Source organism: Rhodococcus sp. AG1013 (assembly GCF_003350365.1).
Lineage (GTDB): Bacteria > Actinomycetota > Actinomycetes > Mycobacteriales > Mycobacteriaceae > Prescottella.
The window spans coordinates 1-14,661 of record NZ_QQAT01000004.1 but is presented as its reverse complement, the minus strand read 5'-3'; the positions used below and the strand labels follow the sequence as shown (position 1 = coordinate 14,661).

Annotated in this window: 13 protein-coding genes and 1 rRNA gene; 6 read left to right on the top strand and 8 right to left on the bottom strand. The window is 68.3% G+C overall.

Annotation, left to right across the window (positions count from 1 at the left end):
* Positions 1 to 60 precede the first annotated feature (60 nt).
* Genes DEU38_RS07085 through DEU38_RS07075 form a run of 3 tightly spaced genes read left to right on the top strand, consistent with a single transcriptional unit; the run spans position 61 to position 5,750 of the window.
* On the top strand, positions 61 to 2,070 hold the full coding sequence (locus DEU38_RS07085) for a maltotransferase domain-containing protein (protein WP_114719483.1): 2,010 nt from the start codon (positions 61 to 63) through the stop codon (positions 2,068 to 2,070).
* Positions 2,067 to 4,262 (top strand): 1,4-alpha-glucan branching protein GlgB, encoded by a 2,196-nt coding sequence (glgB, locus tag DEU38_RS07080; RefSeq protein ID WP_114719481.1) that lies wholly within the window; start codon positions 2,067 to 2,069, stop codon positions 4,260 to 4,262. Before DEU38_RS07085 ends, glgB begins: the two co-directional genes overlap by 4 nt.
* A gap of 27 nt (positions 4,263 to 4,289) precedes the next feature.
* Positions 4,290 to 5,750, top strand: coding sequence for a metallopeptidase (locus DEU38_RS07075; RefSeq protein ID WP_397484393.1), 1,461 nt, complete (start codon positions 4,290 to 4,292; stop codon positions 5,748 to 5,750).
* A gap of 31 nt (positions 5,751 to 5,781) precedes the next feature.
* On the opposite strand, the gene DEU38_RS07070 is transcribed toward DEU38_RS07075, so the two are convergent.
* The 3 genes from DEU38_RS07070 to DEU38_RS07060 all read right to left on the bottom strand — a co-directional run bounded on the left by DEU38_RS07070 (position 5,782) and on the right by DEU38_RS07060 (position 8,449).
* Complete coding sequence (locus tag DEU38_RS07070) at positions 5,782 to 6,693, bottom strand: tetratricopeptide repeat protein (RefSeq protein ID WP_114719479.1); 912 nt, start codon at positions 6,691 to 6,693, stop codon at positions 5,782 to 5,784.
* Positions 6,694 to 6,799: 106 nt separating this feature from the next.
* Positions 6,800 to 7,177, bottom strand: a complete 378-nt coding sequence (locus tag DEU38_RS07065) for a DUF3817 domain-containing protein (RefSeq protein ID WP_181818704.1) — start codon at positions 7,175 to 7,177, stop codon at positions 6,800 to 6,802.
* Between the two features lie 78 nt (positions 7,178 to 7,255).
* The gene (locus DEU38_RS07060; RefSeq protein ID WP_114719475.1) at positions 7,256 to 8,449 is read right to left on the bottom strand and encodes an acetyl-CoA C-acetyltransferase; all 1,194 of its coding nucleotides are present in this window, start codon (positions 8,447 to 8,449) and stop codon (positions 7,256 to 7,258) included.
* Positions 8,450 to 8,540: 91 nt separating this feature from the next.
* Here DEU38_RS07060 and mce point away from each other — a divergent pair, with 91 nt between their 5' ends.
* Both mce and DEU38_RS07050 read left to right on the top strand, forming a co-directional pair.
* Positions 8,541 to 9,020 (top strand): methylmalonyl-CoA epimerase, encoded by a 480-nt coding sequence (gene mce / locus DEU38_RS07055; protein WP_114719473.1) that lies wholly within the window; start codon positions 8,541 to 8,543, stop codon positions 9,018 to 9,020.
* Between the two features lie 99 nt (positions 9,021 to 9,119).
* Complete coding sequence (locus DEU38_RS07050) at positions 9,120 to 10,073, top strand: hypothetical protein (protein ID WP_114719471.1); 954 nt, start codon at positions 9,120 to 9,122, stop codon at positions 10,071 to 10,073.
* 5 nt (positions 10,074 to 10,078) lie between these two features.
* On the opposite strand, the gene DEU38_RS07045 is transcribed toward DEU38_RS07050, so the two are convergent.
* Positions 10,079 to 10,411 carry an ATP/GTP-binding protein gene (locus DEU38_RS07045; protein WP_114719982.1) on the bottom strand — a complete coding sequence of 111 codons (333 nt, stop codon included), beginning with the start codon at positions 10,409 to 10,411 and terminating at the stop codon, positions 10,079 to 10,081.
* A gap of 41 nt (positions 10,412 to 10,452) precedes the next feature.
* Positions 10,453 to 11,142 carry an endonuclease NucS gene (nucS, locus tag DEU38_RS07040; protein WP_114719469.1) on the bottom strand — a complete coding sequence of 230 codons (690 nt, stop codon included), beginning with the start codon at positions 11,140 to 11,142 and terminating at the stop codon, positions 10,453 to 10,455.
* 38 nt (positions 11,143 to 11,180) lie between these two features.
* Here nucS and DEU38_RS07035 point away from each other — a divergent pair, with 38 nt between their 5' ends.
* Positions 11,181 to 12,752: an adenylate/guanylate cyclase domain-containing protein gene (locus DEU38_RS07035; RefSeq protein ID WP_114719467.1), complete on the top strand. Its 1,572-nt coding sequence runs from the start codon at positions 11,181 to 11,183 to the stop codon at positions 12,750 to 12,752.
* 2 nt (positions 12,753 to 12,754) lie between these two features.
* Here the strand turns inward: DEU38_RS07035 and DEU38_RS07030 are convergent, their stop codons facing one another.
* The 3 genes from DEU38_RS07030 to rrf all read right to left on the bottom strand — a co-directional run.
* Entirely contained in the window at positions 12,755 to 13,984 is a 1,230-nt protein-coding gene (locus DEU38_RS07030; protein WP_254622885.1) for an MFS transporter, read from the bottom strand.
* 62 nt (positions 13,985 to 14,046) lie between these two features.
* Positions 14,047 to 14,358: a helix-turn-helix transcriptional regulator gene (locus DEU38_RS07025; RefSeq protein WP_114719465.1), complete on the bottom strand. Its 312-nt coding sequence runs from the start codon at positions 14,356 to 14,358 to the stop codon at positions 14,047 to 14,049.
* Positions 14,359 to 14,567: 209 nt separating this feature from the next.
* Positions 14,568 to 14,661 (bottom strand): 5S ribosomal RNA (gene rrf, locus DEU38_RS07020); the annotation flags it as partial.

Here is a 14,661-nt window from a genome sequence, read left to right as displayed (position 1 = left end):
CGGTTGACCCATCACGATCGCCCCCACGGGGCAAACGCCTACCGACCGAACGGAGTCCGCGTGCCAGGTCGCCTCGCCATAGACGACGTGCTGCCCTCGATCGACAACGGTCGCTTCCCGGCCAAGGCCGTGGTCGGCGAGGTGTTTCCGGTGTCCGCCACGGTGTGGCGGGAGGGACACGACGCGGTGGCGGCGACGCTGGTCGTCGAGGGCCCCGGCGGACCGTCCGACACGGTGCGGATTCCGATGCACCCCGGGCCGCAGCTGGACTCGTTCCACGCGACGTTCACCCCGACCGCGGTCGGGACGTGGAGCTACCGCATCGAGGCGTGGGGTGACCCGATCACCACGTGGCGGCACGCGGTGGAGGCGAAGCTCGGCGTCGGTCAGGGGCCCGCGGATCTGGCCAACGACCTCGAGCTCGGCGCGCGCCTGTTCGAGCGGGCGGCCGGCGGCGCGGACCGGTTCGACCGCGACCGCCTGCTCGCGGTGGCGGCCTCGCTGCGGTCGGACCGGCAGCTGCCGGTCCGGGTCGCACCGGCGTTCGCGTCCGATGTCGCGGAGGCACTGCGCGCGCGGCCGCTGCGCGAACTGGTGACCGCATCGCGCCCGTACGACGTGGTGGTGGACCGCCGGCGCGCCCTGTTCGGGTCCTGGTACGAGTTCTTTCCCCGCTCCACCGGCGGGTGGGACGCGCACGGCGCCCCGCGACACGGCACGTTCGCGACCGCCGCGGCGGACCTGCCCCGCATCGCCGCGATGGGTTTCGACGTCGTCTACCTGCCGCCGATCCATCCGATCGGCGAGGTGAACCGCAAGGGCCCCAACAACTCCCTCACCGCCGGCCCCGACGACGTCGGCTCACCGTGGGCGATCGGGTCGGCGGACGGCGGTCACGACGCGATCCATTCCGACTTGGGCACCGAGGCCGACTTCGAGGCGTTCGTCGCCGACGCCGCGCGGCTCGGGCTGGAGGTGGCGCTCGATCTCGCGCTGCAGTGCGCCCCCGATCATCCGTGGGCGCAACAGCATCCCGAGTGGTTCACGCAGCTGCCCGACGGCACCATCGCGTTCGCCGAGAACCCGCCCAAGAAGTACCAGGACATCTACCCGATCGACTTCGATCACGATCCCGACGGCATCCATGCCGAGGTGCTGCGCGTCGTCCGGCACTGGGTCCGGCTGGGCGTCAAGATCTTCCGCGTCGACAATCCGCACACCAAGCCGCCGAGCCTGTGGGAGTGGCTGATCGACGAGGTGAAGAGGACCGACCCGGACGTGTTGTTCCTGTCCGAGGCGTTCACTCGGCCCGCACGCCTGTACGGGCTCGCCAAGCGTGGGTTCACGCAGTCGTACACGTACTTCACGTGGCGGGTGAACAAGTGGGAGCTCACCGAATTCGGTCACGAGATCGCCGCGAAGGCCGACGAGGCCCGGCCGAACCTGTTCGTCAATACCCCCGACATCCTGCACGAGAGCCTGCAGCACGGCGGCCCGGGCATGTTCGCGTTGCGGGCCGCGCTCGCGGCGACGCTCTCGCCCACGTGGGGCGTGTATTCCGGCTACGAGCTGTTCGAGCACGTCGCGATCCGCCCCGGCAGCGAGGAGTACCTGGACTCGGAGAAGTACCAGCTGCGCCCCCGCGACTACGCCGATGCCCGGGCCCGCGGTGAATCCCTCGAGCCGTGGATCACGACGCTGAACCGGATCCGGCGAGCACACCCGGCGCTGCAGCAGTTGCGGAACCTGCACTTCCACCACGTCGACAACGACGCGCTCGTCGCGTACTCCAAGTTCGATCCCGTCACCGGCGATGCCGTCCTGACCGTGGTGAACCTCAACCCGTTCGGCGCCGAGCAGGGTTTCGTGTCCCTCGACATGCCGGCCCTCGGCCGCGACTGGCACGACCACCTGTCCGTGCACGACAAGGTCAGCGGCGAACAGTACGAGTGGGGGCAGCACAACTTCGTCCGCCTCGAACCGTGGCGGGCGTCGGCGCATATCCTGGCGCTGCCGCCGATCCCCCTCGAGGCGCGCAGACGCCTCGCCGACCGGGAGCACAATCCGTGACCCCGCCCGTCGAGGTGTGTCCACCGGATCCGCGTGACCTGACTCTGCTCACGCAGGGCACCCACCACGATCCGCACGCGGTCCTGGGTGCGCACCCGCACCCCGACGGCACCGTGATCCGGGCGCTACGCCCGGGCGCCGAATCCGTCTCGGTGCGGATCGGCGGGCGCGATCACCCGCTGCAGCGGGTCGCCGACGACGTCTTCAGCGCGCTGGTCGCGGTCGACGACCTGGCGGACTACCGCCTGGTGGTGACCTACCCGGGCGCGTACACGGTGGTGACCGCCGACGGGTACCGGTTCCTCCCGACCCTCGGCGAACTGGATCTGCACCTGTTCGGGGAGGGCCGGCACGAGCGGCTCTGGGACATCCTCGGCGCGCATCCGCGCACGTACGACACCCCCGACGGCGTCGTGCACGGCACGTCGTTCGCGGTGTGGGCGCCCGGTGCCCGCGGCGTCGCGGTCACCGGCGACGTCGACCTGTGGGGCGGGCGGACCTTCCCGATGCGTGTGCTCGGTTCGACCGGGGTGTGGGAGGTGTTCGTCCCCGACGTCGGACCCGGTGAGATGTACAAGTTCCGGATCCACGGCCGCGACGGCAGCGTCCGCGACAAGGCCGACCCGATGGCGTTCGCGACGGAGGTTCCGCCGGCGACCGCGTCGATCGTCACCGCCTCGACGCACCGATGGTCCGACGGCGAGTGGATGGCGGCCCGCGCCGGCACGGAGCCGAGCCGGGAACCGATGAGCGTGTACGAGGTCCACCTCGGATCGTGGCGTCCCGGACTGAGCTACACCGAACTCGCCGACGAACTGAGCACGTACGTCATCGAGGCCGGGTTCACGCACGTCGAACTGCTGCCCGTGGCCGAGCACCCCTACGGCGGCTCGTGGGGCTACCAGGTGACGTCGTACTACGCGCCGACCGCCCGCTTCGGGACGCCCGACGACTTCCGTGCGTTCGTCGACCGGCTGCACCGGGCCGGGATCGGCGTCATCGTCGACTGGGTGCCGGCGCATTTCCCCAAGGACCACTGGGCGCTGGCCCGGTTCGACGGTTCCCCGCTGTACGAGCACGCGGATCCGCAGCGCGGCGAGCAACTCGACTGGGGCACCTACGTGTTCGACTTCGGCCGCCGCGAGGTCCGGAACTTCCTGGTCGCCAACGCCCTGTTCTGGCTCGACGAGTTCCACGTCGACGGTCTGCGTGTCGATGCCGTGGCCTCGATGCTGTACCTCGACTACTCCAGGCCGTCCGGGCAGTGGACACCCAACGTCCACGGGGGTCGCGAGAATCTCGAGGCGGTGGCGTTTCTGCAGGAGATGAACGCGACCGTGCACAAGCATCACCGGGGTGTCGTGACCGTCGCCGAGGAGTCGACGTCGTGGCCGGGCGTCACGCGCAGCACCAACGTCGGCGGACTCGGGTTCACCATGAAATGGAACATGGGCTGGATGCACGACACCCTCGGGTACCTGCAGCGCGACCCCGTCCACCGCACCTTCCACCACCACGAGATCACGTTCTCGCTCATGTACGCGTGGAGCGAGAACTACCTGCTGCCGATCAGCCACGACGAGGTCGTCCACGGCAAGGGCACGCTGTGGTCGCGCATGCCGGGTGACGACCGTGCGAAGGCCGCGGGCGTGCGTGCGCTGCTGGCGTACATGTGGGCGCACCCCGGCAAGCAGTTGCTGTTCATGGGGCAGGAGTTCGGGCAGCGGGCCGAGTGGTCCGAGGAGCACGGGCTCGACTGGCACGAACTCGAGGACCCGGAGACCGGCGACCTGCACCACAGCGTCCACGCCCTCGTCTGCGATCTCAATGCCGTCTACCGCGCCAATCCGGCGTTGTGGACGCTGGACACCTCCCCCGGCGGATATTCGTGGATCGACGCGAACGACACCGAGAACAACGTGCTGAGCTTCCTGCGGTACGGCAGCGACGGCTCGATCGTCGCCTGCCTGTACAACTTTTCGGGGTCGGCGCACGAGAAGTATCGTGTGGGCTTGCCCGAACCGGGCAATTGGTCTGAGATCCTCAATACCGACGCGCTGCAGTACCAGGGGTCGGGCTTGGGCAACTTCGGCGCGGTGACGGCCCTGGAGCGGCCGTGGCACGGTCGGCCGGCGTCGGCGGAGGTGACACTACCGGCGAGTGCGGCCATCTGGATGCGGCTGGAAAGGTGAGGGACACGCGGTGACTGGGCGGGATCGGTGACACGCACTCGGCGACCGGCAGGCGCCGTCGCGACATCCCTCGTGCTGGTGGCGGTGGCGATGAGCGCGGCCGCCGGATGCTCGTCGACCATCGACGGGCGCGCGGTGTCCATCTACGACGATCCGTTCACGGTGGCCGGACTCCCCGCGCAGGGCGGTCCGAGTGGACCCCGTGAGGGTGCGCCGGACACGTCCCGCACCGTGACCGACGGCGACGGCGGCGCGATCGACACTCTCGCCGCGAACGCGATCGCCGACATCGAGGACTACTGGACGGCGGAATACCCGACGATCTTCAAGGGCAGATTCCAGCCGGTCACCGATCTGTTGTCGTGGAACCCCGACGACACCGGCGGCCACCGATTCTGCGGGATGGCCACCGAGGACCTCGTCAACGCGGCGTACTGCGTCAAGCAGGACACGATCGGCTGGGACCGCTCCTACCTGCTGCCGGGCCTGGTCGACACGTTCGGGCCGATGTCGGTGGTGATGGTGCTGGCGCACGAGTACGGTCACGCGATCCAGCAGAAGGCCGGACTGGTGGGCGAGGACGATCCGGGCATCGTGTTCGAACAACAGGCGGACTGTTTCGCGGGCGCATTCATCCGCCACGTCGCGGAGGGGCGCGCCGCACGTTTCACCCTCAACACGTCCGACGGACTCAACTCGGTTCTCGCAGCGACCGTCTCGGTGCGCGACACCGACCCCAGCGATCCCGAGTCGATTCACGGTTCGGCATTCGAACGCGTCACCGCTGCCCAGATCGGATTCACCGACGGGGCGGGCGCGTGCACCCGCATCGACGCCGACGAGATCACGTCGCGACGGGCCGACCTGCCGCAGCGGTTCGACGGACGCAACGACGACGGTGAGCTGCCGGTGACGGAGGAATCGCTGACGGCGATCTTCGACTCCTTCGGGCGGGTGTTCGCCCTCGCCGACCCGCCCACCCTCGATCTCACCGGGATCGACACCGACTGCCGAGACGCGAGTGCCACCGAACCGGTCTCGTACTGCCCCGCCACCAACACGATCGGCGTCGACGTCCCGGCCCTCGCCGAACGTGGGCGCCCGAGCACGGTGACCGGCGACGACGTCCTCAGCGCCGACGTCACCGGCGACTACGGCGCGTACGTCCTGCTCGCCTCCCGCTACACCCTCGCGGTGCAGAAGGCTGCGGGGCTGTCGCTGTCGGGCCCACAGGCAGCGTTGCGCGCGGCGTGCCTGTCGGGCGCGGTCACCGCGGCGCTCAGTCCGGATCAGGCGGCCCCCACCGACACGCGCACGGTGTGGCTGTCGCCCGGCGATCTCGACGAGGCCATCTCCGGCCTGTTGTCCGACGGCCTGGCCGCGAGCGACGTGGACGGCAACACCGTGCCCAGCGGGTTCTCCCGCGTGGACGCGTTCCGCACCGGTGTCCTCGGCGGACAACAGACCTGCGACGGCCGCTATCGCTGAGGAACGCCGATGGACGCGGGTCCCGCGCCGGTCAGTACAGCGCTGACGCGAGCTTCCGACGGGCCGCGACCAGGACCGGCTCGGCCGGGTCGAACAACTCGAACAGCTCGAGCAGACGGGTCCGCACGGCCGTCCGGTCGTCGCCGGCCGTGCGACGGACGAGCGCGATGAGCCGGTCGAATGCGGCCTCGGGCCGCTGCGAGTACAGCTCGGCGTCGGCCGCGGCGAACTGGGCATCGATCGAGTCGGGCTGCGCGTCCGCGGCCGCGATCGCGTCGTCGGGCAGCTCCTGCACCCGACCGAGGAACCGGACCTGCCGCAGCGCGGCGAGTGCCTGCTCGTTCGCGGGCTCGGAGTTGAGAATCAGGTTGTAGGCGGCCTCGGCACCGGCGAAGTCGCCCTCGTCCAGCGCGTTCTCGGCGGCCACGAAGCGGGGATCCTCGGGTTCGGGCTCCTGCTCGGCGCCGTCAGCGGACGGCGGGCCGGCCAGCTTGCCCTTGACGGCCTCCTGCAGGGCGGCGATCCACTGGCGCAACTGCGGTTCGGGCTGGGCACCGGCGAAGTCCGCGAGCGGCTGGCCACCGGCGATCGCGACCACCGTCGGGACGGACTGGACACCGAACGCCTGCGCGATGCCGGGGTTGGCATCGACATCGATCTTCGCGAGGACCCAGTTGCCGCCGCCCTCGTGTGCGAGCTGCTCGAGCACCGGGGACAGCTGCTTGCAGGGTTCGCACCAGGTGGCCCACAGGTCCACGATCACCAGGACCTGCATGGACCGTTCGAGCACCTCGGCCTGGAAGGTGGCCTCGGTGACGTCGATGACCGGTGCGAGACCGGTGGTGCTCACGGGGGCCGAGTCGCCTGCGGGCGGGCCCGCGGGCGCGCTCGGCGGCTGCTGCGCACGGTCCCTGAGACCGGACAGGTCGACGGCTCCGGACATGGCCGCAGCGGAACGAGGGGACGGACGAGAACCAGGTCGAGTCACGGATTCAGTTTGTCACGAGTGGCGGGCGGGCAGCCATTCCGGCCCGCCACCGGAGCGTCCGTCAGGCGAGAGCGGGCTCGGACTTCGCGGAACCCGTGGTCGACAGCTCGCCGAGGCGCCCGTTGCGCGCGGCCCACATCTCGAACCAGATGGTCATGAACGGCGGAAGGCTGGAGACCATCGCGAGCGCAAGCGTCTTGAAGTCCCACTTGACCGCGCGCGCGGTGAACAGCGCGACGATCACGTAGATCACGAAGATCGCACCGTGGATCGGTCCGAAGATCTTGACGCCGATCTCCGGGCCGCCATTGATCTCCGGGATGTGCTTGAACGCCATGCCGATCAACAGACCGGCCCAACTGAACGCTTCCAGGACGGCCACGCAACGGAAACGTTTGGGCCACGAGCTGAGATCGAAGAAGTTCGCCATGGCCGCCATTGTGCCCGACAAACTACGACACCCCGTAGTTGAGACTCGTCACAGTCTCGACCACGGGGTGCCGTCGAGGGGTATGAACTACTTCTTCGGGACCCGGACGATCAGCGCGTCGCCCTGTCCGCCACCGCCGCACAGCGCCGCCGCGCCGATGCCGCCGCCGCGTCGCTGCAGCTCGAGGACCAGGTGCAGCGCGATGCGGGCACCGGACATGCCGAGCGGGTGACCGATCGCGATCGCGCCACCGTTGACGTTCACCTTCGCGGCGTCGATCCCCAGCTCCCCGGTGGACGCGATACCCACGGCCGCGAACGCCTCGTTGATCTCGACCAGGTCCAGGTCCTTCGGGTCGATGCCCTCACGCTCGCACGCGCGGGCGATCGCGCGCGCCGGCTGCGACTGCAGGGTCGAATCGGGACCCGCGACGACGCCGTGCGCGCCGATCTCCGCGATCCACTCGAGACCCAGCTCCTCGGCCTTGGCCTTGCTCATCACGACCACGGCAGCCGCACCGTCGGAGATCTGCGACGCGGTGCCGGCGGTGATCGAACCGTCCTTGGCGAACGCCGGACGCAGCTTGGCCAGCGACTCGACGGTGGTGTCGGCGCGGATGCCCTCGTCCTCGGTCACGACGATCGGCTCACCGCGACGCTGCGGGATCGTCACCGGCACGACCTCGTCGGCGAACAGCCCGTCCTTCCACGCACGGGCAGCGTTCTGGTGCGAGGCGGCCGCGAACGCGTCCTGCGCCTCGCGGGTGATGCGCTGGTCCTCGTCCTGGTTGCGCTGCTCGGTGAGGTTGCCCATCGGCTGGTCGGTGAAGATGTCGTGCAGGCCGTCGTACGCCATGTGATCGCGCAGCGTCACATCGCCGTACTTGAAGCCCTCACGGCTCTTCTCGAGCATGTGCGGTGCCCGCGACATCGATTCCTGGCCGCCCGCGACGACGACGTCGAACTCGCCGGCACGGATCAACTGGTCGGCCAGCGCGATCGCGTCGACACCCGACAGGCACACCTTGTTGACGGTCAGAGCGGGAACACTCATCGGGATGCCCGCGGCCACGGCCGCCTGACGTGCCGGCATCTGCCCCGCGCCGGCGGTGAGGACCTGACCCATGATCACGTACTCGACCTGCTCGGGCGCCACCCCGGCCTTCTCCAGCGCACCCTTGATCGCTACACCGCCGAGGTCGGAGCCCGAAAGGTCCTTCAGGGATCCGAGCAGCCGTCCGACGGGGGTCCGGGCCCCGGCAACGATGACAGAAGTGGTCAAGATTCCTCCAGCGGTCGATCTTGGTCCGGGGCGGCGGTCTGAGCCGTGACCCGGCGCGAACAGTTCAAACGGTAGCGCTACCGTCTGATACATGACATCTTCCTCCCCCAGCACCGCCGCGAGCGGACTGACCTCCGAGCTCGTGACCGCGATCGACCACGTCGGTATCGCAGTGCCGGATCTCGACGCCGCCATCGCGTGGTACGGCAAGCACCTCGGCATGGTCAACCTGCACGAAGAGGTCAACGAGGAGCAGGGCGTCCGCGAGGCCATGCTCGGATACCCGGGCCAGGTTGCCGGCGCCACCGCGATCCAGCTCCTCGCTCCTCTGAACGAGAACTCCACGATCGCCAAGTTCATCGATCGCAGTGGCCCGGGCCTGCAGCAGCTGGCCTTCCGCGTCACCGATATCGACGCGATCAGCGCGCAGCTCCGCGCCGACGGCGTGCGTCTGCTGTACGACGCACCGCGCCGCGGCACCGCCGACTCGCGCATCAACTTCATCCACCCGAAGGACGGCGGCGGCGTGCTCATCGAGCTCGTCGAGCCGGCAGCCGACGGCGGACACTGACCCGGAGTTTTCCGATGCCGCCGCGGAGTGGGCAAGGTGTGACGACGCCGGTCCCACTCCGCGGGCGCCGAGGCCATCGTCGCCGGTAGATTGGCAGCCATGGCCTACGATCACGACCGCGGCATGCCGTTCACCATCGTCCGCAAGGGATACGACAAGGACGAGGTTCGGCGCTACTACGACCGTTTCGATTCCGAGCTCCGCCTCACCGCGACCGACCGCGACGCGGCCGCCGCGCAGGCTCGGGAACTGGCCATTCAGCTCGAGGACGCGCGGGACGAGATCGACGAACTGCGCCGCGACGTCGACCGGCTGTCGGTGCCGCCCACCACCGCGGAGGGCATGAGCGAACGCATCTCTCGCATGCTGCGCCTGGCCTCCGACGAGGCCTCCGAGGTGCGCGCGAAGGCGGAAGCCGATGCCGCGGAGATGGTTTCGGTCGCCGAGCAGGAGAGCGAGCGACTCCGTCAGCTCTACGAGACGAAAATGAGCGAACTCGAGGACCGGCGTGCGGCCCTCGAACGCGAACACGAACAGACCATGACGGCGGCCCGGGCCGAGGGCACCCGGATCGTCGAAGCGGCCGTGGCCGAGCGCGACCGTCTCACCGCCGAGGCCGAGGCGAAGCGCGCGCAGGTCCAGCAGGACTTCGAGATCACGATGGCCGAGCGCCGCGCCAAGGCACTCGCGGCCATCGAGGAACTCGAGACCAACAGCAAGGCCGAAGCCCACCGTCGTCTCACCGACGCCAGCCGGGAGGCGCAGCGACGCCTGCAGGTCGCCACCGAACAGTCCGAGCGCAAGATCGCGCACGCGAAGGAACTCGCCGAGGAACTGCGGGTGTTGCGCAGTCGAATCCTCGCTCAGCTGCTCGGTATTCGAGGCCAGCTCGATTCGGTACCGGCGATGCTCGCCTCGGTCAACCGCGAGTCCGAACTCCTCGACAACGCCGAGTCCTCGGCGGCGTCGGACGGTGAATCAGCCGATTCGGGTGACGGATCCGACGAATCCGATTCGCCGTCGGACGAGCAGCTGCCCGCGCGAACCAAGTAGCTCGGCTAGGACCAGCGACGCGTCAGTCCCCGTGTGCGACGGCCGGCCCAGCACCCCGTGTGCCAGTGCCGGCGGTCGTCCGCGCCACCGGAGTCGGACGGCCACGCCACGACGTGCGCGACACCGGGTCGCACCTCCTGATCGCAGCCCGGGCAGCGGTACGTCTTCGTGGCCCGCGCACCCGGAATCTGCCGGACCATGAAACGTTCGTCGTCGTAGCCGGACGGACCCGACTCCTCGCGGGCGAGAGCGTTTCCGAACAGGCTGCCGTCACCGACATGCGCATCGGCCGACTCGCTGCGACGGTGGGGTTTACGGGACTGATTGCGACGCGGCACCACACCAGTCTAGGGGCCGGTCGTCACGCTCCTGCGAGCGCTCAGAACAAGCGGAACTCGGTACTCTCGGTGCCCCGCAGCGCCTCGTAGTCGAGGACCAGGCAGCGAATACCGCGGTCCGTCGCGAGCGTCTTGGCCTGCGGCTTGATCTGCTGAGCCGCGAAGACACCGGTCACGGGGGCCAGCAGCGGATCCCGATTGAGCAGTTCGAGGTACCGGGTGAGCTGTTCGACGCCGTCGATCTCGCCGCGCCGCTTGATCTCGACGGCAACCGTGGCCCCGTCGGCGTTGCGGCACAGCAGGTCGACGGGACCGATCGCCGTCATGTACTCGCGGCGGATGAGCGTGAACCCCTCCCCCAGCGTTTCGACGTGTTCGGCCAGGAGCTCCTGCAGATGCGCCTCGACGCCGTCCTTCACGAGTCCGGGATCGATGCCGAGTTCGTGACTCGAGTCGTGCTCGATCTCCTCGATGGTGATCTGCAGTTCCTCGCCGGCCTTGTTCGTCACCACCCACAGCTGCTTGGGGGCACCGTCTTCGGTCTCGCCGTCGGTGGTCTCGGCAAGCCAGCACGGCGGGCTCATCCAGTTCAGCGGCTTGTACGCGCGATCGTCGGCGTGGATGCTGACCGAGCCGTCCGCCTTGATGAGGAGCAGCCGTCGGGCCATCGGCAGGTGGGACGTCAGGCGACCGACGTAATCGACACGGCAACGAGCAATGACAAGACGCACTCGGCCCACCCTAGTGGATCGAATACTCTCGAACGACCATGGACCCGCGCCGACCCGTCGACACGCCACTAGGCTCCCGTCTGCTCGGAACGCCCTCGGAGACACCGCGCATCCGACGGATCCGGGTCCAGACGCTCCTCACCACGTCCCTGCTCGGGGCCAACCTCGTCGGCGCCACCGTCGTCGCGGTGCTCGTGACCTTCGTCGTGCCCGGACCGGAGCTGCTCGAGCCGAAGTTCCGGTTCCTCAACTTCGTCTTCGTCCCGGTGTACCTGGCCGTCGCACTGATCGTGGGAACCATCATGGGGACCACGCGCGCACTGCACAGCCTGCAGTGGATCGTGCAAGACAGGCCACCCACCGAAGCGGACAGGCTGACGGCACTGACGATGCCGTGGCGGCTGACCAGGATGCAGATCGGCCAGTGGACGATCGCACTTCTCCTGCTGACCCCCGCGTATGCCCTCGTCGACCCGGAGACCGTTCCGAAGATCGCGTTCACCATCGCGTTCGGCGGCATCACCATCTGCGCCTTCAGCCACCTCTTCAGTGAGTTCGCGCTGCGACCGGCCTCGGCCCGCGCGCTCGAGACCGGCGGACGGCCGAATGTGCGACTCGGCGGCGTCGTCGGACGCACCCTGCTCGCCTGGATCCTCGGCACCGGGGTCCCGGTCGCCGGGCTGATGATCGTCGCGGCGTACAGCCTCACCAGCCGCGACACCACACTTCCCCAACTCGTCATCGCCGTTCTCGGGCTCGGTGCGATCACCCTCTTCTTCGGACTACTGCTGATCCTTCTCAACGCCCGCGCGACGGTCGCACCCATCCGCTCCGTCAAATCCGGCATGAGCCGGATCGAGGAAGGCATCCTCGATACCCGGGTCGTCGTGTACGACGGCACCGAACTCGGCGAACTCCAGTCCGGGTTCAATCGGATGGCCGACGGCCTGCGCGAGCGCGAGCGGATCCGGGACCTCTTCGGGCGGCATGTCGGCCAGGATGTCGCCGAGGCCGCACTCGTCGCGCCGCTCCGCCTCGGTGGTGAGGAACGCGACGTCGCGATCTTCTTCGTCGACCTGGTCGGCTCGACGGAACTCGCCGCCACGCGACCGCCCGGTGAGGTGGTCGACCTTCTCAACCGGTTCTTCGAGGTGGTGGTCGACGAGGTCGACCGCCACGGCGGGTTCGTCAACAAGTTCGAGGGCGATGCTGCACTCGCGATATTCGGTGCGCCGCGCGATCTTCCGGACGCCGCCGGTCACGCGCTGGCCGCGGCGCGAGCCATCCGACGCCGACTCCCGATCGAGGTTCCGGAGTGCCATGCCGCCATCGGCGTTGCGGCCGGCACCGCAGTCGCCGGAAACGTCGGGGCCCGTGAACGGTTCGAGTACACCGTGATCGGGGATCCGGTGAACGAGGCCGCGCGGCTGTCGGAGCTGGCGAAGAGCATCCCGGGAGCCTTGATCGCCTCGGACCGCGCGGTCGCCGCCGCCGATCCGTGGGAGTCGCGGCTGTGGATGCTCGGCGACGCGGTGACGCTCCGCGGCCGGGTGGTCCCCACCCGTTTGGCCATGCCCGTCGACGCTCCGGCAGTGGAATCGATCGGCTGACGTCACGCGCGGGCAGCCACGGTTTTCTCGGGCTGAGCGAGGAGACTGTCAACGGAAGGCCGGCCGACCGTGAGGCGCGCGACGATCGCGATGAGCGCGAGGACGGCAAACACAAACCCTGCCCAGGGAACCTGGTGGATCCCGAACTGCGACACGAACCAGCCACCCACGGCGGTACCCACCGCGATGCCGAGGTTCGAGAACGAGATGAAGAGACTGTTGCCGAACTCGGGCGCCGCTGACGCGTCGACGCCCAGCCAACTCTGACTCACGATGAGGCCGCCGGAATGCACTGTGCCCCAGACGATCACCACCGCCACCATGGGGACCAGGTACGGCCCTGCGGCGTAGACGAGCAGGTACAGGCCGGCACAGAGAATCGGGAAGCCGAGGACCGTGCGGACCAGGTTCTTCTGCAGGAGACCGCCGAAGAGGAAGTTCCCGATCGTCATCACCACGCCGAACATCATCAGCATGACACCGGTCCAGGCACCGTCCATATCCGTGACCTGGATCAGGTATTCGGCGAAGTAGCTGTAGACGGAGAACATCGCGGCGAAGACGAACACGATGGAGGCGATCGTCAACCAGAGTCGTGGTCGGCGCATGATGCGGACCTGCGCACCGTAGGAGATCCGCTGCCCGACAGGCTCGGCCGGCAGCAGAGCGAGGATGCCAACGAAGGCGACGAGGTTGACTACGCCGCCGAACGAGAACGCCGCCGCCACGGAGATGTGCTCGGAAAGGTACGCGGTCAGCGGAACGCCGAATGCGAAACCGATTGTGACGCCGGCGAACACCTTCGTCGCCGCGCGCGTGGCCTGTTCGGCGGGCACAAGACGGGCTGCAGTCGCCAGGGCCACCGAGAAGAAGACCGGGTGGAACAGGGCGGGGATGACACGGAATGCGAACATCACCTCGAAGCTGCTGGTCGCCGCGTACACGAAGTTCGACAGCGCGAAGACTGCGATCGCCGCGAGCAGTACGGTCTTCCTGTTGATTGCGGATGCCAGCAGCGTCACGAACGGCCCGAATGCCGCGACCACAAGGGCGAATATCCCGACCAACCAGCCGGCCGTCGCGGGCGCGATGGCAAACTTCTCGGAGATCTGGGGCAGCACCCCGATGATCCCCATTTCCGTCGTGATGATCCCGAACACGCCCACGGCGAGCACGAGAATGATGTGGCTCGACTTCTTCATCGGTTCCTTCCACGCGAGGCGCAAGACCACGCGAGAATCCTTTTACATCGATACATCTAGATATCTAGATCGATTGCGGCGCGCGAATGCCCTCACAACGAGTTGCGCACATAGTCCGAGAACTCCTCGATCACCCCCTCGTTCCTGCGGTAGTACGTCCACTTACCGACGCGATCCGACTCCAGCAGGCCGGCGTCTTTCATGATCTGGAGATAGCTCGAGACGACCGACTGCGCCAGGCCTGCCTTCGACTGGATGTCCCCGACGCACACGCCGATGTGGAATCCGAGATCCTGCTGAACGTACGACTGCTCATCGAAGTAGCGCGCCGGCTCCTTCAGCCACTGCATGATCTGCAATCGCGTCGGGTTGGACAGCGCCTTGAAAATCGCCAACGGCTCCACCGCGCGTCCGCCTCTCCACTCACAGCCCGCCCATACGCGAACATATCTATTTTTATAGATGCATCATCGGAAGTCAACTGGGCTCCAATCCGTCTGGTCACCCGGATCCCGCTCTCGCCGTCTGCCGGGCGGGTGGGGTTTTCGGGTGCAGACATGCGGAAATGCCGAAGGCCCCCACCCTGATGGGTGGGGGCCTTCGGTGAAAGGGTGTTCGGCGGTGTCCTACTCTCCCACACCCTGTCGGGTGCAGTACCATCGGCGCTGGAGGGCTTAGCTTCCGGGTTCGGAATGGGACCGGGCGTT